General features: G+C 70.1%; 18 protein-coding genes. 8 read left to right on the forward strand and 10 right to left on the reverse strand.

The annotated features are described in order from the left end of the window. Positions 1–7: 7 nt before the first annotated feature. The 4 genes from AC1DTW_RS25685 to AC1DTW_RS25700 form a co-directional block, all read right to left on the reverse strand. Positions 8–2,281: a RelA/SpoT family protein gene (locus tag AC1DTW_RS25685; RefSeq protein WP_477984417.1), complete on the reverse strand. Its 2,274-nt coding sequence runs from the start codon at positions 2,279–2,281 to the stop codon at positions 8–10. Between the two features lie 145 nt (positions 2,282–2,426). Continuing rightward, positions 2,427–2,630 (reverse strand): DNA-directed RNA polymerase subunit omega, encoded by a 204-nt coding sequence (gene rpoZ, locus AC1DTW_RS25690; RefSeq protein ID WP_054155240.1) that lies wholly within the window; start codon positions 2,628–2,630, stop codon positions 2,427–2,429. A 19-nt stretch (positions 2,631–2,649) separates the two neighbouring features. Next, entirely contained in the window at positions 2,650–3,270 is a 621-nt protein-coding gene (gene gmk / locus AC1DTW_RS25695) for a guanylate kinase (protein ID WP_477984419.1), read from the reverse strand. 12 nt (positions 3,271–3,282) lie between these two features. Next, positions 3,283–4,236 carry a YicC/YloC family endoribonuclease gene (locus tag AC1DTW_RS25700; protein WP_477984421.1) on the reverse strand — a complete coding sequence of 318 codons (954 nt, stop codon included), beginning with the start codon at positions 4,234–4,236 and terminating at the stop codon, positions 3,283–3,285. A 27-nt stretch (positions 4,237–4,263) separates the two neighbouring features. Here AC1DTW_RS25700 and AC1DTW_RS25705 point away from each other — a divergent pair, with 27 nt between their 5' ends. The 5 genes from AC1DTW_RS25705 (at position 4,264) to hemW (ending at position 8,931) form a co-directional block, all read left to right on the forward strand. After that, entirely contained in the window at positions 4,264–5,232 is a 969-nt protein-coding gene (locus AC1DTW_RS25705) for a serine/threonine protein kinase (protein WP_477984423.1), read from the forward strand. An 86-nt stretch (positions 5,233–5,318) separates the two neighbouring features. Further along, positions 5,319–6,233, forward strand: a complete 915-nt coding sequence (locus AC1DTW_RS25710; RefSeq protein ID WP_477984425.1) for a PP2C family protein-serine/threonine phosphatase — start codon at positions 5,319–5,321, stop codon at positions 6,231–6,233. Positions 6,234–6,331: 98 nt separating this feature from the next. Continuing rightward, positions 6,332–7,057 carry a ribonuclease PH gene (rph, locus tag AC1DTW_RS25715; protein WP_477984428.1) on the forward strand — a complete coding sequence of 242 codons (726 nt, stop codon included), beginning with the start codon at positions 6,332–6,334 and terminating at the stop codon, positions 7,055–7,057. Between the two features lies 1 nt (position 7,058). Further along, positions 7,059–7,691, forward strand: a complete 633-nt coding sequence (locus AC1DTW_RS25720; RefSeq protein ID WP_477984430.1) for a non-canonical purine NTP pyrophosphatase — start codon at positions 7,059–7,061, stop codon at positions 7,689–7,691. A 52-nt stretch (positions 7,692–7,743) separates the two neighbouring features. Continuing rightward, positions 7,744–8,931, forward strand: a complete 1,188-nt coding sequence (gene hemW / locus AC1DTW_RS25725) for a radical SAM family heme chaperone HemW (protein WP_477984432.1) — start codon at positions 7,744–7,746, stop codon at positions 8,929–8,931. Positions 8,932–8,954: 23 nt separating this feature from the next. Here hemW and AC1DTW_RS25730 read toward each other — a convergent pair whose 3' ends face one another. The 4 genes from AC1DTW_RS25730 to AC1DTW_RS25745 all read right to left on the reverse strand — a co-directional run bounded on the left by AC1DTW_RS25730 (position 8,955) and on the right by AC1DTW_RS25745 (position 18,598). Then, positions 8,955–15,749, reverse strand: coding sequence for a response regulator (locus AC1DTW_RS25730; RefSeq protein ID WP_477984434.1), 6,795 nt, complete (start codon positions 15,747–15,749; stop codon positions 8,955–8,957). Positions 15,750–15,903: 154 nt separating this feature from the next. Further along, positions 15,904–16,992: a protein-glutamate methylesterase/protein-glutamine glutaminase gene (locus AC1DTW_RS25735; RefSeq protein WP_477984436.1), complete on the reverse strand. Its 1,089-nt coding sequence runs from the start codon at positions 16,990–16,992 to the stop codon at positions 15,904–15,906. 12 nt (positions 16,993–17,004) lie between these two features. Then, positions 17,005–17,655, reverse strand: a complete 651-nt coding sequence (gene cheD, locus AC1DTW_RS25740) for a chemoreceptor glutamine deamidase CheD (protein ID WP_477984438.1) — start codon at positions 17,653–17,655, stop codon at positions 17,005–17,007. Between the two features lie 64 nt (positions 17,656–17,719). Next, positions 17,720–18,598 carry a CheR family methyltransferase gene (locus AC1DTW_RS25745; RefSeq protein WP_477984440.1) on the reverse strand — a complete coding sequence of 293 codons (879 nt, stop codon included), beginning with the start codon at positions 18,596–18,598 and terminating at the stop codon, positions 17,720–17,722. Positions 18,599–18,804: 206 nt separating this feature from the next. Here AC1DTW_RS25745 and AC1DTW_RS25750 point away from each other — a divergent pair, with 206 nt between their 5' ends. The 3 genes from AC1DTW_RS25750 to AC1DTW_RS25760 are packed head-to-tail and all read left to right on the forward strand — an operon-like array spanning position 18,805 to position 20,716. Continuing rightward, positions 18,805–19,533, forward strand: coding sequence for a GGDEF domain-containing protein (locus AC1DTW_RS25750; RefSeq protein WP_477984442.1), 729 nt, complete (start codon positions 18,805–18,807; stop codon positions 19,531–19,533). After that, positions 19,530–20,315 (forward strand): MinD/ParA family protein, encoded by a 786-nt coding sequence (locus AC1DTW_RS25755; protein WP_477984444.1) that lies wholly within the window; start codon positions 19,530–19,532, stop codon positions 20,313–20,315. Before AC1DTW_RS25750 ends, AC1DTW_RS25755 begins: the two co-directional genes overlap by 4 nt. Further along, complete coding sequence (locus AC1DTW_RS25760; RefSeq protein WP_477984446.1) at positions 20,312–20,716, forward strand: group II truncated hemoglobin; 405 nt, start codon at positions 20,312–20,314, stop codon at positions 20,714–20,716. The genes AC1DTW_RS25755 and AC1DTW_RS25760 overlap by 4 nt, the downstream gene beginning before the upstream one ends. Here AC1DTW_RS25760 and AC1DTW_RS25765 read toward each other — a convergent pair. Together AC1DTW_RS25765 and radC are read right to left on the reverse strand one after the other, a co-directional pair. Then, positions 20,713–21,366, reverse strand: coding sequence for a Smr/MutS family protein (locus AC1DTW_RS25765; RefSeq protein WP_477984448.1), 654 nt, complete (start codon positions 21,364–21,366; stop codon positions 20,713–20,715). The two genes, AC1DTW_RS25760 and AC1DTW_RS25765, sit on opposite strands and share 4 nt — an antisense overlap. Before the next feature lie 10 nt (positions 21,367–21,376). Beyond that, positions 21,377–22,051 (reverse strand): RadC family protein, encoded by a 675-nt coding sequence (radC, locus tag AC1DTW_RS25770; RefSeq protein WP_477984450.1) that lies wholly within the window; start codon positions 22,049–22,051, stop codon positions 21,377–21,379. Positions 22,052–22,091: the final 40 nt, after the last annotated feature.

The following is a 22,091-nucleotide window of genomic DNA, read 5'->3' on the forward strand; positions in this document are numbered from 1 at the left end:
GGTCCAGTCAGGGTTTGACGCGGGCGACGCGCAGGACCGTCGGCGAGCGCTTCAATGTGCGCATCACGTCAGCCAGGTGCAGCCGGTCGCGCACGCTGAGCAGCAGCTGCAGCTCGGTCGTCTCGGCGGCCGGCTCGTTGCCCATCTCGATGTGCGTGATGTCGGCTTCCGCCTCGCTCACGGCCTGAGCCACCTGCGCCAGCACGCCCTTGCCGTTGTTGACGAGCAGCGTCACCGCGGTCTCGAACGGGCGATTCGGCTGCTCGGCCCAGTCCACACCCATCCAGTGCTCGCGATCGCGCTCGAACAGGCGCTTGCCGACGCTGCATTCGACCGTGTGCACCATCAGCCCCTCGCCGCGGCCGAGGTAGCCGACGATCGCGTCGCCGGGGATCGGCCGGCAGCAGGGGGCGAGCTGCACCGAGGCGCCTTCGCTGCCGTCGATCAGCACCATGCCTTGCGCGGGCGCGGCGTCGTCGGCAGCGTAGCGACCCATCGTCAGCGTCAGCGCGTCGGGCTTGGTGCCGCGCTCGGCCATCAGGCGGGTCAGGCGCTTCGCGACGATGGTCGCGATCTTGCGGCCCAGGCCGATATCGGTGAACAGGTCCTCGCGCGTCTTGTTGCCGCTCCAGCGCGTCAGCTGCTGCCACAGCGCAGCGTCGACCGCTTCGCCGCCGGGCAGCTGCAGCCCTTCGGCGCGCATCGCCTGCGCGAGCATCTTCTCGCCCAGGTCCTGCGACTCTTCCTGCTCCATGTTCTTCAGGTAGTGGCGGATCTTCGAGCGCGCGCGGCCGGTGCGCACGAAGTTCAGCCAGGCCGGGTTCGGTCGGGCGCCGGCCGTGCCGATGATCTCGACCACGTCGCCGCTGCGCAGCTCGGTGCGCAGTGCGACCGGCTCGCCGTTGACCTTGGCCGCGACCGTGTGGTCGCCGACATCGGTGTGGATCGCGTACGCGAAGTCGACCGGCGTCGCGCCGCGCGGCAGCGCGAGGATCTTGGATTTCGGCGTGAACACGTAGACCGCATCGGGGAACAGGTCGATCTTGACGTGCTCGAGGAACTCGTTGGCGTCGTGCGTCTCATCCTGGATGTCGATCAGCGACTGCAGCCACATCGCGCCCAGGCGCTGCGCCTCTTGCACCTGCGCACCGCCGCTCTTGTAGAGCCAGTGCGCGGCAATGCCCTTCTCGGCGACCGCATGCATCTGGTCGGTGCGGATCTGGAACTCGACCGCGGTGCCCAGCGGGCTCACCAGCGTGGTGTGCAGCGACTGGTAGCCGTTCGCTTTCGGGATCGCGATGTAATCCTTGAAGCGCCCGGGCAGCGGCTTGAACAGCTGGTGCAGCACGCCCATCGCCATGTAGCACTCCATCAGCGTGCCGACGACGATGCGAAAGCCGAAGATGTCGTTGACCTGCGCGAAGGTCAGATGCTTCTCGCGCATCTTCTTGTAGATCGAGAACAGCGTCTTCTCGCGCCCGTAGACCTGCACCGGCAGCTTGGCCTGGATGAAGGCCTTGTCGACATCGTGCTGGATGCGCTCGACGATGTCGCGCCGGTAGCCGCGCGCCTTCTGCACCGCCTTGAACAGCGCCGCCTGGCGCCACGGCCGCAGGTGCTGGAACGACAGTTCCTGCAGTTCGCGGTAGGTCTGGTTCAGGCCGAGGCGGTGCGCGATCGGCGCGTAGATCTCGAGCGTCTCGCCGGCGATGCGGGTGCGCTTGACCTGCGCCACCGCGTCCATCGTGCGCATGTTGTGCAGGCGGTCGGCAAGCTTGATCAGGATCACGCGCACGTCGCGCGCCATCGCCAGCAGCATCTTGCGGAACGACTCGGCCTGCGACTCCTCGCGGGTCGAGAACTGCAGCTTGTCGAGCTTGGTCAGGCCGTCGACGAGATCGGCGACCGGCGCGCCGAAGCGCTCGATCAGCTCGGTCTTCGTGATGCCGCAATCCTCCATCGCGTCGTGCATCAGCGCGGCCATGATGGCCTGCGCATCGAGCTTCCATTCGGCGCAGAGGCCGGCCACCGCGATCGGGTGCGTGATGTACGGCTCGCCGCTGGCGCGGAACTGGCCGAGGTGCGCTTCGTCGGCGAAGCGATAGGCCTCGCGCACGCGCTTGATGTCGGCGGCGTCGAGGTAGTCGAGCTTGTGGGTCAGCGTCGCGAAGGACGCGGCCGCAGCGTCGGTGACGGTCGGCGGCGTCCGCGGCGGCGCGCGCTTGGCCGGGGCACCGTTCGGTGCCGGGTCTCGCAGGGCGTGTGGGGCGCGGGCGCTCATGTCCCGAATTTAACGTGGAATGAGCGCCGGGGTCGGTCAGGGGGTTCCCGCGCATCGTCGAGAACTCGGCCAGTGCCGGGCCGCTGCCAAGCGGTCGAGTACCGGCTCGGCGGGTGGTGGCGGTACACCGCCACCGGGTGCTCCGTTAAACGGGAACCTTGCGCAGCATCTCGATGCCGACCTCGCCGGCGGCGATTTCGCGCAGCGCGGTCACGCCGGGCTTGTTCTTGGTTTCGATCTTCGGCGCGTGGCCCTGGCTCAGCATGCGTGCGCGGTAGGTCGCGGCGAGCACGAGCTGGAAGCGGTTCGGGATCTTGACGAGGCAATCTTCGACGGTGATGCGGGCCATGGTTTCTTTCGGGGTCAGCTCAGCTCAGATCGAGCGCGGCAAAGACAGCAGGCTTGCTTCTTTGGAGTGCAGCGTACTTGAGCCGCTGCGAATGAACGATCGCTTTCAGATCGAAAAGCGCCGTCTCAAACAAGGCATTGATTATAACGAAGTCGAATTCCCGCGCCTTGGAGACCTCGATGCGCGCGTTCGCCATGCGCTGGGCGATGACCTCCGGCCGGTCTTCGCCGCGGCGATCCAGGCGCTGGCGGAGTTCTTCCCAGCTTGGCGGCAGGATGAAGATCAGCACGGCGTTCGGGAACAGCTTCTTGATCTGCAGCGCGCCCTGCCAGTCGATCTCGAGCACGACATCCTGACCGCTGGTGATCAGCGTCTCGATCGCGCCGCGCGAGGTACCGTACAGGTGGCCGTGGACCTCGGCCCATTCGAAGAACTCGCCGCGCTCGATCATCGAGCGGAACGTCGGCCCGTCGGTGAAGTGGTACTCGCGGTCCTGTTGCTCCTGGCCGCGTGGCGCGCGTGTCGTGTGCGAGACCGCGACGACCAGGTGCGAATCGACCTGCAGCAGCGAACTGACGAGGCTCGACTTGCCGGCCCCGCTGGGCGCGGCGACGACGAACAGATTGCCGGGATAGTCCATGCGTGCTGCGCCCTATTCGATGTTCTGCACCTGCTCGCGCAGCTGCTCGATCGCGACCTTCATCTCGACCGAAATGTTCGTCAGCTCCAGCGCCGCGGCCTTCGATCCGAGCGTGTTCGCTTCGCGCAGCAGCTCCTGGATCAGGAAGTCGAGGCGCTTGCCGACCTCGCCGCCGGCCTTCAGCAGGCGCGCGATCTCGTCGAGGTGCGAGCGCAGGCGGGCCAGCTCTTCGGCAACGTCGATGCGGATCGAGTAGGCGGCGGCCTCGTTCAGGGCGCGCTCCTGCAAGGCCTCGCGCGAGATCGTCTGCGCCGCACCGGTGGCTTCGAGCGCCTCGGTCCAGCGCTCGAGAAAGCGCTGCTGCTGACGCTTCACGACTGCGGGCACGAGCGGCTCGGCCTGCTCGCTGAGTTCGCGCAGGCGGTTCACGCGCTCCATCAGCACCTTGACAAGCCGTTCGCCTTCGCGGGCGCGCGCATCGCGCAGGCCGGCGATGCAGCGCTTTGCCGCATCGAGCGCGGCCTCGTCGAGCTTCTCGCTCGGTGCGCTGCCCTTGCACCACTGCAGGATCTCGTGCACCGACAGTCCCTGCGCCTTCGGCATCCAGCCCTGCACCGTGCTCTCGAGTCGAACGAGCCGGTTCAGCTGGTCGGGCTGGGGCTGTGGCCACTGCGTCTCGGTGTCGTTGCGCGTGCTCAGCCGCAGCTCGATCTTGCCGCGCTTGAAGGCCGCCGAGAGCAGCTCGCGCAGCGTGGGTTCGAGCGGGCGGAACTCGTCGGGCAGGCGAAAGCCGAGGTCGAGGAAGCGGCCGTTGACCGAGCGCAGCTCGATGTTGACGGCGGCGTTCGAGGGGCTCGCGGCGCTTGGCGCTCGGGGTGCCAAATTGTCCGCAGCGGCCGCCGTTTCATGGGTGGGAGCGGCACCGGCCGAGGCGCTTGCAAAGCCGGTCATGCTGTAGACTGCCATGAGCTATTACCCAAAGAAAATCGGATTATGTCAAAGCCCAAACCCGCCCCTTTGCCGTCCGGCACCGTGGTGGGTGGCTATCAGGTCATCAAGAAGCTGGCCGCCGGCGGCTTCGGCGTGGTGTACCTCTGCGAAGACGCCGATCGGCACCTCGTCGCGCTGAAGGAATACCTGCCGTCATCGCTGGCCGAGCGCTCGCCGGGCGAACTGACGCCGCGCGTCAAGCCCGAGAAGCAGCCGCTGTACCGCCTCGGCCTGAAGAGCTTCTTCGAAGAAGGCCGCTCGCTCGCGCAGATCAGCCACCCGAGCGTCGTCTCGGTGCTGAACTTCTTCCGCGAGAACGAAACCGTCTACATGGTGATGAACTACCTGCAGGGCGACACGCTGCAGGATTTCATCGTCACCGCGCGCGACCTCAAGCGTGACAAGGTGTTTCGCGAATCGACGATCCGCTCGCTGTTCGACGAGATCCTGCGCGGCTTGCGCATCGTGCACCAGCACAAGATGCTGCACCTCGACATCAAGCCGGCGAACATCTTCATCACGAACGAGAACAAGGCGGTGCTGCTCGACTTCGGCGCCGCGCGCGAGGTGCTGAGCAAGGAAGGCAACTTCATCCGCCCGATGTACACGCCCGGTTTTGCCGCGCCCGAGATGTATCGCCGCGACGGCACGCTCGGCCCCTGGACCGACATCTACGCGATCGGCGCCTGCATCTACGCCTGCATGCAGGGCTACCCGCCGAACGACGCGCCGCAGCGCATCGAGAAGGACCGCCTCGCGCTGAGCCTCTCGCGCTTGCGCAACGTCTACTCCGACAACCTGATCGAAGTGACCGAGTGGTGCATGTCGCTCGACCCCTTGTCGCGCCCGCAGAGCGTGTTCGCGCTGCAGAAGGAGCTCGCGCGCGAGACCGAGCGCCGCTACACGAAGCTCAGTTTCAGCGAGCGGCTGAAGCTGCAGCTCGAGAACATCACCGCCGGCGCGAAAGCCTGAACCCAGGATGAAACCCCCACGCTCACTTCGTTCGCTGCCCCCCAAGGGGGCGCGTCAGTACCTTCGGACGGCCGGGCGGTACTGACATGCGATTTTCGGTATACCAAGTCAGCCGCAAAGGCGGCCGCGAAAAGAACGAAGACCGGATGGGCTATTGCTACACGCGCGACGCGGGCCTGTTCGCGCTCGCCGACGGCATGGGTGGCCATCCCGAAGGCGAGGTCGCGTCGCAGCTCGCGCTGCAGACGCTGGCCGCGATGTTCCAGCGCGACTGCAAGCCGACCTTGTCCGACCCGCTGCGCTTTCTGCAAGAGGCGACGATCGCCGGCCACCACCAGCTGCTGCGCTACGCGACCCAGAAGGCGCTGATCGATACGCCGCGCACGACCGTCGTCGCCTGCCTGCTGCAAGGCAACGCGGCGTACTGGGCGCACTGCGGCGATTCGCGCCTGTATCTCGTGCGCGGCGACAAGCTGATCGCCCGCACGCGCGACCATTCGTATTCCGAGCTGCAGGAGACGATGAGCCAGGTCGTGCCGATGCCCGACCGCTTCAACCGCAACGTTCTGTTCACCTGCCTGGGCAGCCCGGGCAAGCCGGTGATCGACACGGTCGGCCCGCTGCTGCTGCAGACCGGCGACCGGCTGCTGTTGTGCTCCGACGGCCTGTGGGGCACGGTCGACGACGCGACCATCACCGACCAGCTGTCGCGCAACGTGATCTCCGACGCCGTGCCCGAGCTCGTCGAACAGGCCTTGCGCAACGGCGGGCCGAAGAGCGACAACGTCTCGGTGCTCGCGTTGGAGTGGGAATCGGCCGAAGACAGCGACAGCACGACCGGCATCTCGACCCAGCAGCTCGGCGAAGAGGTCTTCGCATCGACGATCCAGGCCAGCGTGCTCGGCAGCGATGCGCCCGACGAACTCGACGACGCCGAGATCGAACGCTCGATCCGCGAGATCAACGAGGCGATCCGGCGCTCGTCGCAGAAGAAGGGCTGATGGTGCCCCCCGATCACCGAGTACGGTGATCGACCCCCCGCGGGGATGCGGGCCGGCGCTCGGCCCGCCCCGCGTCGACGGTCATGGACAATAGCGCCATGACATTCCAACGAACTGAATCCCGCCCCGCGGACGCCCTGCGCCCGGTCACCATCACCCGCCGCTACACGAAGCACGCCGAAGGCTCGGTGCTCGTCGAGTTCGGCCACACCAAGGTGCTGTGCACCGCGTCGGTCGAAGAGAAGGTGCCGCCGCACAAGCGCGGCTCCGGCGAAGGTTGGGTCACCGCCGAATACGGCATGCTGCCGCGCGCCACCCACACCCGCAGCGACCGCGAGGCCGCGCGCGGCAAGCAGAGCGGGCGCACGCAGGAGATCCAGCGCCTGATCGGCCGCTCGCTGCGCTGCGTGTTCGATCTTCGGCTGCTGGGCGAGCGCACGATCTCGCTCGACTGCGATGTGCTCCAGGCCGACGGCGGCACGCGCACCGCGGCGATCACCGGCGCGTTCGTCGCTGCCCACGATGCCGTCAGCTGGCTGCAGGCGCAAGGCAAGTTGAGGGCGTCGCCGATCCGCGAGTTCGTCGCGGCGATCTCGGTCGGCATCGTCGACGGCACGCCGCTGCTCGACCTCGAGTACACCGAAGACGCCGCCTGCGACACCGACATGAACGTCGTGATGACCGGTGCCGGCGGCTTCGTCGAAGTGCAGGGCACGGCCGAGGGCGCGGCCTTCTCGCGCGACGAGATGGGCCTGCTGCTCGGCCTGGCCGACAAGGGCATCCGGGAACTGATCGCGGCGCAGCGCCGCGCGCTGGGGCTGTGAAGTGCGGCTCGTCCTGGCGTCGAACAATGCCAAGAAGCTCGCCGAACTGCAGGCGCTGCTGGCGCCGGCCGGTGTCGAGCTGATCGCGCAGGGCACGCTCGGCACCGCCGAAGCCGACGAGCCCTTCGGCAGCTTCATCGAGAACGCGCTGACGAAGGCGCGGCACGCCGCGCGCCACACCGGCCTGCCGGCGATCGCCGACGATTCGGGCCTGTGCGTCGACGCGCTGGGCGGCGCGCCGGGCGTGATCTCGGCGCATTACGCGGCGCTCGATGCGCCCGCCGCGGCCGATCGCGAAGACCGGCGCCGCGCGCAGGACGCCGCGAACAATGCGCTGCTGCTGGAACGGCTGCATGGCGTGGCGGACCGGCACGCGCGCTTCGTCAGCACGCTGGTCGCGCTGCGCTCGGCCGACGATCCGGAACCGCTGGTCGCGGTCGGCCGCTGGTTCGGCGAGATCCTGCACGCGCCGCGCGGCGCTGGTGGCTTCGGCTACGACCCGCTGATGTTCATCCCGGCGCTCGGCGGCGCCGCGGCCGAACTGCGGCCCGAGGTCAAGAACGCGCACAGCCACCGCGCCCTCGCGGCGAGGCAGATGCTGCTGCTGATGCGTGAGGCATGGCACCTTGGCTAACCGGATCGTCATCCGCGCCGATGTTTCAGCGAACAGCGCGCCCGCGGAGCCCATGGCCGACCGCCTCGCGCGCTACATGCGCGCCGGCACTTTGTCGCTCGCCGCGCAGCCGCCGCTGGCACTGTACGTGCACCTGCCGTGGTGCCTGAAGAAGTGCCCGTACTGCGACTTCAATTCGCACGAGCTGCGCGGCGAACTGGAGCAGGCGCGCTATCTCGACGCGCTCACCGCCGACCTCGAAGCCGCGCTGCCGTTCATCTGGGGTCGGCGTGTGCACACGATCTTCATCGGCGGCGGCACGCCGAGCCTGTTCACACCGGCGTCGATCGACCGGCTGATCGCCGACATCCGCGCGCGCCTGCCGCTGGAGGCGGGCTGCGAGATCACGCTCGAGGCGAACCCCGGTACCTTCGAGCGCGATCGCTTTCGCGGTTACCGGGCGGCCGGCGTCACGCGGCTGTCGATCGGCGTGCAGAGCTTCGACGACGCGAAGCTCGCCGCGCTCGGCCGCGTGCACGATGCCGCCCAGGCGCGCGCGGCCGTCGAAGAGGCGCGCGCCGCGTTCGAGACCTTCAACCTCGACCTGATGTACGCGCTGCCAGGCCAGACGCTGGCCGAATTCGAGGCCGATCTGGCGCAGGCGCTGGCCTTCGAACCGCCGCACCTCTCGGTCTACCACCTGACGCTCGAGCCGAACACCGTGTTCGCGAAGTTCCCGCCGCGCGATCTTCCGGACGACGACACCGCGTTCGAGATGCTCGACCTGATCGCCGCGCGCACCGCGGCGGCCGGCCTCGAGCGCTACGAGGTCTCGGCCTTTGCGAAGCCCGGCCACCGCTGCGAGCACAACGTGAACTACTGGCAGTTCGGCGACTACCTCGGCATCGGCGCAGGCGCGCACAGCAAGCTGTCGTTCCCGCACCGGGTGGTGCGTCAGACGCGCTACCGCGAGCCGCTGCAGTACATGAGCCGCGCGCTCGCCGGCGATGCGGTCGCGTCGGACGAAGACGTGCCGCGCGAGCAGCTGCCGTTCGAGTTCATGCTGAACGCGACGCGGCTGAAGGAAGGCTTCGAGCTCGCCCGCTTCACCGAGCGCACCGGGTTGCCGCTCACCGCACTGGCGAAGGGACTGGACGCGGCCGAGCGCCAGGGCCTGATCGCGCGCGACTTTGTGCGCGCCTGGCCGACCGAGCGCGGCTTCGACTTCCTCAACGACCTGCAGGCGCTGTTTCTGCCCTAGGGCCTGTTAACAGGCCCTAGGTTTCAGCCGAGCGTCGCCAGGCCGGTCATCACCGGTGCGAGTTCGCGCGCCGCCGCCGCCATCAGTGCTTCGATCGCGGCGTCGTCGAGCTCATCGCGGCAGGCGGCTTCCAGTGCCTGTGTTTCGCGTTCGAGCGCCTTCGCGCCCAGCGTGCCGGCAATCGCGCGCAGGTCGTGCGCGAGGCGGGTCGCGCCGACCGTGTCGCCGCGCGCGCGCGCGGCGCGAAAGGCCTCGGGGAAGCCACGCTGCGCATCGCGAAAGCGCCGCAGCAGGCCGGCGTAGAGCTTCTCGTTGCCGGCCGTGCTCGCCAGGCCGATCGCGCTGTCGATGCCGGGCAGCATGAGCGGATCGACCGCTGGCGCGACAGCGCATCGCGTGGCCGCTGCCGCGGCCGGCGCTGTCGCGCCTGCCGGGACGAGCCAGCGCGCGATCGTGCCGAACATCGTGCCCACGTCGATCGGCTTGGCGATGTGGTCGTTCATGCCGGCGGCGAGCGCCTTGCGCTGGTCGCTGGCCATCGCGTTCGCGGTCAGCGCGATGATCGGCAGCCCGGCCCATTCGGGGCGCGCGCGGATCGCGCGCGTCGCCTCGTAGCCGTCCATCATCGGCATCTGGCAATCCATCAGCACGAGGTCGAAGGCCTTGCGGTCGAGCATCGCGAGCGCCTCGCCGCCGTGCCCGGCGACTGTGACCAGCATGCCGGCGTCGCGCAGCAGCTCGAGCGCGAGTTCCTGGTTGACGAGGTTGTCTTCGACCAGCAGCACACGCGCTCCATGCAGTTGCATCGGCTGCGGCGCGGCGCGCTCGTCGCGACGCAGGCCGCGCGCATCGGCGCGACTGCCGCCGCCGAGCGCTGCGATGCAGGCGTCGAACAGTGTCGACGCGCTGAACGGCTTCGCGAGCACGCCGCTCGGCGTGACCCGCAGCGCCGCGAGCCGCTTCATCAACGTGTCGCGCGCGAACGCGCTGCTCATCATCACGATCGGGCGCTCGCCGTGCTGCGCCTGCGCGAGCTTCTGCGCGCACTCGGCGCCGTCCACGCCCGGCATCTGCCAGTCCAGCAGGATCAGGTCGAACGGGTCGGTGCCGGCGAGCGCGACCTCGCGCATCGCCGCCCAGCCGTCTTCGGCGGCCTCGGCACGCCAGCCGAACTGGCGCAGCCTGGCGAGCAGGATCTCGCGCGCGCTCGCGTTGTCGTCGACGACGAGCACGCGCTTCGCCTCGGGCGCGACGCTCGCGGCCGGTGCCGCCGCGGCGGCCGGCAGGCCGAGGTGCGCGGTGAAGTGAAAGGTGCTGCCGGCGCCGGGCGCGCTGCGCACATCGATGAAACCGCCGAGCAGCCTGACCAGCTGGCCGCTGATCGCCAGGCCCAGGCCGGTGCCGCCGTAGCGCCGCGAGGTCGACGCGTCGGCCTGCATGAAGGGCCGGAACAGCCGCTCGCGCTGTTCGTCCGACATGCCCACGCCGGTGTCGCGCATCGTGAAGCGCAGCAGCACGCCGCCGGCGTCGCGCTCGGCGACTTCGATGCGCACCGCGATCTCGCCGCGCTCGGTGAACTTGACGGCGTTGTTGCCGAGGTTGATCAGCACCTGGCCGAGCCGCAGCGGGTCGCCGACGAGCGCGACGGGCACGTCCGGCGCGCAGTCGAACAGCAGCTCCAGGCCCTTCTCGGCAGCCTCCTGGCCGATCACGCTGGCGAGGTTGTCGAGCACCTCGCGCAGGTCGAACGCACGCGTCTCGAGATCGAGTTTGCCGGCCTCGATCTTCGAGAAGTCGAGGATGTCGTTGATCAGCCCGAGCAGCGCGCGCGCCGAGTGCTCGACCTTCTGCACGTAGTTGTGCTGCTGCGCGTTCAGCCCGCTGCGCAGCGCCAGGTGTGCCATGCCGAGGATCGCGTTCATCGGCGTGCGAATCTCGTGGCTCATGTTGGCGAGGAACTGGCTCTTCGCCTGCGCCGCCGCCTCGGCATCGACCTGGGCGTTCTTCAGCGCGGTCACGTCGATCGCGATCGAGCCGACCGCATAGACCGCGCCGCCCGCATCGCGCACCGGGAACTTGTGGATCTGGAAGGTTCGCAGCCCGTCGAGCACGGCCACCTCTTCCTCGGCGCTGAGGCCGGCGCCGGTCGCGATCACGTGGCTGTCCTGCTGCTGCGAGCGTTGCGCGAACGCGACCGGCATCAGGTCCGCGGCACGCAGCCCGAGCAGCGAGGCGCCGGCGCGACCGAACTGCTCGGCATAGCGCCGGTTGTGCATCAGGTAGCGCCCGTCGAGACCCTTCAGCGCGACCAGCGCCGGCATGCCGTCGAGCATCGCCTGCAGCACGGCCCCGCTGCGCTGGAGATCGAGCGTGCGCGCCGCAACCTGGGCTTCGAGCGTGCGCCGTTGTTCGGCGAGCTCGGCGTAGAGCCGCGCGCTCTCGAGCGAGATCGCGGCCTGCGCCGCGAGCTGCTCGACGACCGCGACGCTGGCGCGCGAGAACGCGCCGGCGACGCCGCGGTGCTCGAGGTAGAGCACGCCGATCACGGCGGCCTGGCGCACGATCGGCAGCGCCAGCAGCGAACGCGCCGAGCCGCCGGCCAGCGCCGGGTCGGCCGAGAAACGGTTCGGCGTGCGCGCATCGTCGAGCAGCACGCGCTCGGCGCTGCGCCACACGTAGGTCGCGATGCTGTTCGCGAACCAGCCCGGTGCGGCGTCGGCCGGCGCGCCGCCCTGCAATGCGACCTCGATGCGCGGGCCGTCGCCGCGCGCCGTGGCGGCGAGCGCGAGCGCGTCGTCATGCACGAGCAGCAGCGCGCCGAACTGCGCACCGGCCTGCTGCAGCACGAGGGTCAGCAGCTCGCGCAGCAGCTGATCCGGCAGCATCGGGCCCGAGATCGCGCGCGCGGCCTTGACGATCGCCAGCGCATCGAGCTGCGTGACGTCGTCGCCCTCGGCGCGGCGCTCGCGCGGACGTGCCAGCCGCGGATGGGCCGCGTCGATCTGGCGCAGCTTCGCGTCGGCGCCCCAGCGCGCGTACGCATCGCGTGCCGCGAGCAGGTAGGCGTCGGCGACCGGCACGACGCCGCTGGCGCGGTAGAAGCTCGCGGCCCGCTCGTTCGCGAGCGCCTCGAACTGCGCGTAGCCATGCGCACGTGCGGCCGCGAGTGCCTGCTCGTACAGCGCCATCGCGTCGAGCGCTCGACCGTCGATGCGAGCGATCTCGGCCGTCACGAGCAGCCGCGCGTGCGCGAAGGTCGCCGGATTCAGCTCGGCCCATTCGCGCAGCTGGCGCTCGTGCGCGAGCAGCCGTTCGTGTGCCGGCTGCCGCTCGTCCTCGCCGAGGCGCCCGAAGCGCCCGGCGGTGCAGAGGGCGTCGTAGACGTGGTACTCGTGCGTCGCGAACAACCCGGCGACGGCGCCGAGCAGCGGTTCGGCGGCACGCGCCGCGGCCCAGCCGGCGTCGTCGTCGCCCGCGACGCAGAGCACGGCCAGCCGCGCGAGGTGGAACCAGCACGCGAAGATCGGTGCGCTCCCCGGAAGCGACCGCGCGGCGAACACCGCTTCGTCGAACGAGGCATCGTCGAGGCTGCCCAGGCGCTGCGTGAGACCGCGCAGCGACCGGATGTGCTGGCGCCGGATCGTCAGCAGATCGATGCTCTGCGCGAAGTTCGCTTGCGTCGCCATCGCAAGGTACTCGTCGGCGCGCGACGCGAGCTCGGCCAGCGGATCGCCGTGCATGATGCCGTCCATCAGCAGGCGCTGCGCGCAGACGCACGAGGCGATGCGGTCGCCGCACTCTGTGAGGCCGCGCAGCGCCTCGCGCTCCAGCGCCTGGACCTCGCGCAGCGGCCGCACCCAGGTGCCGATCAGCCCGCGGTGGTATTGCACCATCGCGACGTCGTGCGGCGTGCCGTGGTGGCGCGTCAGCTCGAACGCGAGCTCGCCGTAGCGGTAGGCGTTGCGTCGTTCGAGGAAGTACATGCCGATCATGTTGCCGAACACCGCGTAGCCGCTGACCGAGGCGTCGGTGTGACCGTGGCGCTGGGTCAGGATCACCATCCGCGTGGTCAGCAGCGCCCACAGGTCGCGGTTCGTGAAGAAGGTGACCGAGTGCAGGCTCGCGAGCACGCGCAGCGCGGCGACCTGGCACGCGTCGGTCATGCGCGGCAGCTCGGCCAGGCTCTCGATCGGCCGCCCGTCGAGCAGCGCGAGATGCTCGTCGTAGGCCTCGCGCACATGATCGCGCGTCGGCCGTGCCGGCAGCTCGAGCCCGAGGCGCCGCAGGCACGCGAGCGCGACCCGGCAGGCGGTGTCGATGTCGTGCCGGCTCACGTTCAGCGCGATCGCGACGTGCGCACCCTCGGCCCAGTCGAGGTCGTCGCGCGCGCGCGCCAGCAACTCGTCGATCCAGGCGGCGGCCGCGTCGAACTCGCCGGCCAGCCAGGCGCACTTGGCGCGGCCCAGGTGCAGCGCGAAGGCGAGCGGGTAGTCGTCGTCCCAGCCGGTCGGCGCGAGCAGCGCGATGCCGGCGCGGTAGTGCCGCGCCGCCGCGGCGTACGCGACCGCGGCCTGCGCCTTCGCGCCGGCGCGAAGGTTCAGCCGTGCCGCGGCCTGGCGCCGCGGCAGGTCGTCGGCCGCGCTCGGGTCGGTCGCGCCGGCATTGAAGTGCTCGGCGATGTCGAAGCTGCGCTCGTCCAGCTCGGATGCGCTCAAGCCCTGGTGCAGCCTGCAGGCGATGCGCCAGTGCCGCGCCGCGCGCGCGGCCGGCGGCGTGAGTTCGCAGGCGGCTTCCTGGACGCGGTCGTGCAGGAAGCGGTAGGCGCTCGGCGAGCGCGCCAGCAGCCCCACCTCGAGCGCGGGGCGCAGCGCCTCCTCGGTGTCGGCGAAGGGCTGCTCGCTGACCAGCGCCAGCGTCGCGCGCGTGAAGCGGTGGCCGAGCAGCCCGGCCAGCGCGAGCGCGTCGCGCGTGGCGGGTGGCAGCCGCATCATCTCGGCCAGCATCAGCTCGACGACGTTGTCGGTGAAGTTGCGCGCGGCGATCTGCTGTGCCTGCCAGACCCAGCGCCGCTGCGCGCGGTCGAAGCCGATCAGCCCGTCGCTGTGCAGCATCGTGACGAACTGGCAGGTGAAGAACGGATTGCCGCGCGTCTTCGCGTGGACGACCTGCGCGAGTTCTGCGACCTGGGCGAGCCCGCAGTGCAAGGTGTCGGCCAGCATGCGCGTGATCTGTGCCGGCTGCAGCGGCGCGAGGGTGACGGTGGCGTTCGGGACCGCGCGGCTGTCGAGCGCGGCGCGCAGGCCCGTCAGCGGGTGCGCGGTGCCGACCTCGTTGTCGCGGTAAGCGCCGAGCACGAGCAGATGCTGCGTCTGTGGATCGCCGACCAGTTGCGCCAGCAGCTCGAGGCTGGCGGCGTCGGCCCATTGCAGGTCGTCGAGGAACAGCACGAGCGGGTGCTCGACGCGCGCGAATACCGAGATGAACTGCCGCACGCTGCGCTGCAGCCGGTGCTGGGCCCGATCCGCCGGCAAGTCGGGCGGCGGCGGCTGCGCGCCGATGATCAGGTGCAGCTGCGGCACCAGTTCGACGATCACCTGGGCGTTGTCGCCGAGCGCGTCGACGATGCGGCGGCGCGACGCCGCCAGCCGCGCGTCCGTGTCGGCGAGCAGCGGCTGGACCAGCCCGCGCAGCGCCTCGGCGAGCGCGGCATGCGGCAGGTCGCGCCGGTACTGGTCGACCTTGCCGTCGACGAAGTCGCCGCGCTGCGCGACGATCGCCTGGTGCAGTTCACCGACCAGCATCGACTTGCCGATGCCGGCCTGGCCCGCCACCAGCATCAGCTCGGGCCGGCCGCTCGATGCGACGCGCTCGAAGGCGGCCAGCAAGGTGGCGGCCTCGGCCTCGCGGCCGTACAGGCGCTGCGTCGGCTGAAAGCGGTCGGACACGTCGTCGCTGCCGAGCCCGAACGGCTCGACGCGCCCCGCGGCGCGCCACTCGCGCTGGCAGCGCTGCAGATCGGCGCGCAGCCCGGCGGCGCTCTGGTAGCGGTCCTCGGCGAGCTTGGCGAGCAGCTTCGCGACGATGTCGGAGAGCGATTGCGGGATGTCCGGCCGGCGCTCGATCGCCGGCACCGGCACGCGCGCGAGGTGGCAGTGCACGAGCTCGAGCGCGTCGCGCGCGTCGAACGGCGCCTCGCCGGTCAGCATCTCGCAGAACGTCGCGCCGAGCGCGTAGAAGTCGGCGCGGTAATCGACCGCGCGGTTCATGCGGCCGGTCTGCTCGGGCGCGATGTAGGCGAGCGTGCCGTCGAGCTGCTCGGGCGGCAACGGCAGGCTCGGCTCGCGCAGCAGGCGCGACGCCGCGCCGAACTCGACCAGCTGCAGCTCGCCGCTGGCGAGGTTGACGATGACGTTGCGCGGTCGCAGGTCGCGGTGCACGATGCGGCCGCGGTGCACGTGATCGAGCACGTCGACCAGCGGCAGCGCGATCGCGAAGAAGCGCTCGATCGACAGCGGCGCGGCGCGCAGCAGCGCGTCGAGCCGCTGGCCGCCGACGTCGTCGAGCACCAGCACCAGCGAGGGGCCGCGCGGCAGCAGCGCACGCGGCCGCGGCACGCCGGCGCCGTCGCACGCGTGCAGGTCGCGCAGGATCGCGTGCTCGAGGCGCAGCCGCTCGAGGGCACGCGGTTGCGGGGCATCGCTCGCCGTCGTCTTCAGGATCACGGCCGCACCGTCGTGTCGATCGATGCCGCGGTAGACGCGGTGGCGCAGGTCCTGGTCGAAGAGCAGGACGCGCTCGTAGCCGGGCAAGCTCAGCACGAGGCTGCGCCGCGCAGCGGCGGTACCGGGCAGGGCGGGTCGGCGGACGGCGTCATCAAGCGTCAACTCCGGGATGGCAGCGCGCGTGACGGCACGTCGGCTGCGGCGTGGCTCCGCATTCTGCCTGCGGCCGCGGCGCGTCCCCGCGCTCTGCCTAGACGCGCGTGTGCGTGAGCCCCGAGCTGCTGCGCAGGCGCTCGATCAGGCGCGGCGCGATCTGCGTCAGCGGCAGCACCTCGTTCGCGGCGCCGGCGGCGATCGCCTCGCGCGGCATGCCGAAGACGACGCAGCTCGCCTCGTCCTGGACCAGGTTGTAGCTGCCGGCGTCGCGCATCTCCTTCATCGCGCTCGCGCCGTCGGCGCCCATGCCGGTCAGCATGATGCCCACCGCGTTCGGCCCGACGACGCGCGCGGCCGACTTGAACAGCACCTCGACCGACGGCCGGTGCCGGTTCACCGGATCGCCATCGACGACGCGCGCAATGTAGTTCGCTCCGGAGCGCTCGACGCTCAGGTGCGCGGTGCCGCCGGGCGCGATGTAGGCGTGACCGGGCAGGATGCGCTCGCCGTCGCGCGCCTCGGCGACGCGGATGCGGCACAGCCCGTCGAGCCGTGCCGCATAGCTCTTCGTGAAGCCCGCCGGCATGTGCTGCGTGATGACGATCGCGGGGCAATCGGGCGGCAGGTTCACGAGCACTTCCTTGGTCGCCTCGGTACCGCCGGTGGAGGCGCCGATGAAGACGATCTTCTCGGTCGACAGCCGGCCGATCGCGCTCACCGGCGCGGCCGGCTTGTCGCTCGCCGGCCTGCTGGCGCCGGCGGCTGCCACCGGGCGCCGCAGATGGGCCTGCGCGGCGATGCGAACCTTGTCGGTGATGTCGTCGGCGAGCAGGCGCAGCCCATCGGCGACGCCGACCTTGGGCTTCGCGACGAAGTCGATCGCGCCGAGCTCGAGCGCGCGCAGCGTCACGTCGGCACCGCGCTCGGTCAGCGTCGAGACCATCACGACCGGCGTCGGCCGCAGCCGCATCAGCTTGCCGAGAAAGTCGATGCCGTCCATGCGCGGCATCTCGACATCGAGCGTGATCACGTCCGGGTTCAGCGCGCGGATCATCTCGCGCGCGATCAGCGGATCGGCCGCTGCGCCGACGCACTCCATGTCCGGCTGGCGGTTGATGATCGCGCCGAGCAGGCTGCGCACCAGCGCCGAATCGTCCACCACCACCACGCGGGTCTTGGCCATCGCCTGCCGCTCCTAAAAGAGGTCGACCGAGCCGCCGCCGGTGCTTTGCGGCGCGGCCTGCTGCACCGCCGCGCGGTCCTGCGCGACCAGCGCCGCGGTGTTGGCCGAGGCGAGCCGCTTGACCATCGCCTTGCCGCTGGCCGGCAGGAAGCACACCTTGCGCGGATGGATGCCGAGCACGTCCTTCGACATGATCGGGATGCGTTCGGTCTTCAGGTAGTCGACGATGAACGCGGTGTTGCGCTCGCCGATGTTCATCGTGTTCATGCCGTCGATGACCTGGCCGCCGCCGAAGACCTTGGCCTCCATCGTCGCGCGCGTCGCGCCCTGCTTCATCATCTCGTTGATCAGCAGCTCCATCGCGTACGAGCCGTAGCGGCCCGAGCCGGCGTCGCCCTCGGGCAGCATGAAATGGTTCATGCCGCCGATCTTGGCTTCGCGGTCCCACAGGCAGGCGGCGATGCACGAGCCGAGCGTCGTCATGATCAGGATGTCTTCGTGGTAGACGAAGTACTCGCAGGGCAGGATCTTCACCGCGTCGTTCTTGAAGAACGCGTCGTAGAAGAAGAACGAGGCTTCGCCGGGCTTGCGCGACTTGGCCTTCAGCGCCTGCAGGCGGTCGGGCTGGGGGCGCGGCGCGATGCCGCTGGCGAGGGTGGACATGGTGGGGTATCGGCTCGGGGCGAGGGCGGCTTGAGCCGGGTGCGCGGCGCTGCGAGGCGGCGGGTCAGAGCCGCTCGTAGATCGTCTTGCCGCGCAGGTGGAACGAATCCTTCAGATCCGTGAAGTTCTCGGAGTGGCCGACGTACATCAGGCCCCGGGGCTTCATCACGCCGTGGATCTGGCCGAGCACGCGGCGCTGCGTCGCGTTGTCGAAATAGATCATCACGTTGCGGCAGAACACGATGTCGAACGGCTCGCCGAGCGACCAGCGCGCATCCATCAGGTTGTGCGCGCGAAACTCGATCAGCCGCGCCAACTCGGGCTTGACGCGCATGAAGCCGCCGTTCGAACCCGTGCCGCGCAGGAAGTGGCGGCGCTGGCGCTCGGGGCTCAGGCCGCGTGCATCGATCGGGTAGACGCCGCGCGCGGCGGTCGCGAGCACCTTGGTGTCGATGTCGCTGGCGACGATCTTCGCGTCGGCGTTCGCGCCGAGCGCCTCGGCGACCGTCATCGCGATCGTGTACGGCTCCTCGCCGGTCGACGCGGCGTTGCACCAGATGCGCAGCGACTTGCCGGCGCGCGCCTTCAGGTCGTCGGCGAGCGCGTCGAAGTGATGCGACTCGCGGAAGAACGAGGTCAGGTTGGTCGTCAGGCAGTTGACGAACTCCTGCCATTCGTCGTCGGCCTCCGTGCCGACCGCGGCGTCGAGCCACTGCAGGTACGTGCCGAACGAGCGATGGCCGGTCTCGCGCAGGCGGCGCGACAGGCGGCTGTAGACCATCGCCTGCTTGCCTGCGTGCAGGCTGATGCCGGCGCGGTCGTAGATCAGGCGGCGCACGCGGTCGAAATCGCGCGCGTCGAAGCTGAACTCGCTGTTGCCTTCGGCGGGATGGGTGGCGGGCGGCGGCGCCTTGGCTGGGGCAAACGACAGGGCGGCGCTCATGATCTCTCCGGATGGCAGGGTCTCTGGCCGACCCCGCCTTCGCCGGGCCGGTCGTTGCTGGCATATCGGCGCAGGCGGCGAAGTCTTGAGGCGGCGCTCGCGGCCGGCGCTTGAAACCGCCCCCGTTCCCCATGCAATTCTGGGGATTGACACGACGGCTCGCTGCTAGACTCGACTGCATTCCCCCGCAGCGCGGCGCCGCTTTCGTGCATTCCCCCACCGAACCCGATTCACCCGATGCCGCGCGACTGCGGCTGGCGCCCGCCCTGCAGCTGCTCCAGCAATCGGGCCGCGAGCTGCCCGATCGGCATGCCGTCGGCCCGGTCGTCTGGATGCAGGCGGTGATCGACGCGCTGTGCGAGCTCTCGAGCCGCGACCCGCTGACGGGCTTGTCGAACCGGCGCCAGTTCGAGCTCGCGCTGGCCAGCGAGATCGACCGCGTCGCACGTGCCGGCGAGCCCGCGCTGGTGCTGATGATCGACATCGACCATTTCAAGGCCGTCAACGACGCACACGGCCATCCGGCCGGCGACCTCGTGCTGAAGGGCGTCGCGCAGGCACTGCAGGATTGCATCCGCCCGATGGACACGGTCGCGCGTTTCGGCGGCGAGGAGTTCGCGATGATCCTGCCGAACTGCCCGCCGTCGTTCGGCCTCACGGTGGCCGAGCGCGTGCGCAACAAGGTGCAGAACCGCGCGGTGGCGATCAGCGCGGGCCAGCAGGTGCACGTGACGGTCAGCATCGGCGGGGCGTTCGCGCCGCAGTGGGTGCGTTCGAGCGCGCCGCTGTGGATCGAGCGCGCCGATCAGCAGCTCTACCGCGCGAAGGCCGAGGGCCGCAATTGCGCCTGCCTCGAACAGCCCACCGTCTCGCTCGTCAGCGCCGAAGAGAAAGGCCTGCTGTTCGGCACCTCTAAGTTCGCGGAGTTCGAATGAGCAGTACCGGCAATGGGCGCAGGGCCAGGATCATGGCCATCACGAGCGGCAAGGGGGGCGTCGGCAAGACCTTCCTGTCGGCCAACCTCGCCGCGGCACTGGCCAAGCGCGGTCAGCGCGTGCTGGTGCTCGATGCCGATCTCGGTCTCGCGAACCTCGACGTGGTGCTGAACCTGCACCCGAAGATCACGCTGCACGACGTCTTCACCGGCAAGGTCCCCCTCGAAGATGCGATCCTGCCGGCACCCGGCGGCTTCTCGGTGCTGCTCGCCGGCTCGGGAATGGTCGAGTACTCGCGGCTGACGCCCGAGGTGCGCGAGCAGCTGCAGCGCATCATCGACACGCTCGCGCCGCGCTACGACCATATCCTGCTCGACACCGGCGCCGGCATCTCCGATGTCGTGCTTTACGCCGTTTCGCTGGCCGACGACGTGCTCGTGCTCGCGACACCCGAGCCGACCTCGATGACCGATGCCTACGCGACGATCAAGGTGCTGGCCACGCAGCAGCAGCGGCGCGAGATCCGGCTCGTCGTGAACCAGGTCGGGCGCATCGGCGAAGGCAAGGTGATCCGGCACCAGCTGCAGCTCGTGGTCGACCGATTCGTCGCGCCGACCCTGCCCGAAGGCAGCGCGGCGCCGACGCTGGTGCTCGTCGGCGAGGTGCCACTCGACCCCGCGGTGCGCGAGGCCGTGCAGAAGCGCCGCCTGCTGCTCGAGCTGCTGCCGGGCTGCGATGCGGCGCAGGCGGTCGAGGCGATCGCTGCGAAGATCGCGCCGTGAGCGAATCCGAGAAGCCCGTGGCGGCACCGTTCGAGCGCATCGGCGGCGAGGCCGGCGTGCGCGCGCTGGTCGATCGCTTCTACGACCTGATGGAACTGGATGCGCGGTTCGCCGAGCTGCGCGCGCTGCACCCGACTTCGCTGGCCGGTTCGCGCGACAAGCTGTTCTGGTTCCTGTGCGGCTGGCTCGGCGGCCCGCAGCATTACACCGATCGCTTCGGCCACCCGATGCTGCGCGCGCGGCACCTGCCGTTCAGCATCGGCATCAAGGAGCGCGATCAGTGGCTCGCGTGCATGCAGCAGGCGATGGCCGAACTGCAGGTCGAACCCGCGCTCGCGCAGCGCCTGGCCGAATCGTTCTTCGGCACCGCCGACTGGATGCGCAACCAGAGCGGCGCCTAGTTCGAGGCCGATCGAGGCGCGCTCGGCCCGAGCAGCACGAGCAGCGCGCCGGTTCCGCCATCCGAGGCCCGCGCCTGCGTGAACGCGATCACCTCCTGCTTCTGAACCAGCCAGGTCTTGACCTTGGCCTTGAGCACCGGCTCGCGGCCCGGCGAGCCGTTGCCCTTGCCGTGGATCACGCGCACGCAGCGCAGCCCGGCACGGCGCGCCTCGAGCACGAAACGGTTGAGCCGCTCGCGTGCTTCGTCGCGGCGCAGGCCGTGCAGGTCGAGCTGGGCCTGGATGGCCCAGACGCCGCGGCGCAGCTTGCGCACGACTTCGGGGCCGATGCCGGGCCGGCGAAAGCTCAGCGCGTCATCGGTGTCGAGCAGCGACTCGACATCGAACTCGTCGGAGATCGCCTCGTGCATCACGGCGGCCTCGTCGCGCTCGCGCTGGCGGGCGCGCACCGGCGGTCGTGCCGGCGCCGGCGCGACGGCGACCGCGCGCAGCGGCGTGACCGCGCCGACCGTCAGCGCGAACAGGTCGCGCTCGCGCTGTTCGCGTGCGAGCCGCTCGCGTTCGCGGCGCGCCGCTTCGGCCGCGTCGCGTCGCGCCTGTTGCAGCGTCTGGCGGATCGCGCCGAGTTCGCCGAGCGTGCGCGCCTTCATCGTGTGGCCCTCACATCAGCCCGCGTTCGGCGAACGAGATCACCTCGTTCTCGCCGACGACGAAGTGATCGAGCACGCGCACGTCGACCAGCCTCAGCGCGGCGCTCAGGGTTTGCGTCAGGTACTCGTCGGCCTTCGACGGCTGGGCCGCGCCGGAAGGGTGGTTGTGCGCGAGGATCACCGACGCGGCGTGCAGGTCGAGCGCACGCTTGACGACCTCGCGCGGGTAGACGCTGGTCTGCGTCAGCGTGCCGCGAAACATCTCCTCGAGCTTCAGCAGGCGCGTCTGGGCATCGAGGAACAGCACCGCGAAGACTTCGTGCCGACGGCTGCCGAGCTGCAGCTTCAGGTAGTCCTTGACCTTCGCCGGCGAATCGAATGCCGGACGTGCGGCGAGCTCCTGCAGCAGCGCGCGGCGCGCCAGCTCGATCACCGCGGCGATCTCGGCGCGCTTGGCCGGGCCGAGGCCCTTGATCGCCTTGAGGTCGTCGGCGCGCGCATGCAGCAGGCCCTGGATGCCGCCGAAGCGATCGAGCATCTGCTGCGCGAGCTGCAGCACCGAGATGCCCTTCAGCCCGGTGCGCAGCAGCAGCGCGATCAGCTCGGCATCGGCCAGCGCGGCCGCGCCGTTGGCGAGCAGCTTCTCGCGCGGGCGCGCGGCGGCGGGGATGTCCTTGAGCACCATGGATCGATGGCAGGAAAAGTGGCAAGCCAAGGGCATTGCG

It is taken from the genome of Rhizobacter sp. P5_A1 (genome assembly GCF_056400745.1).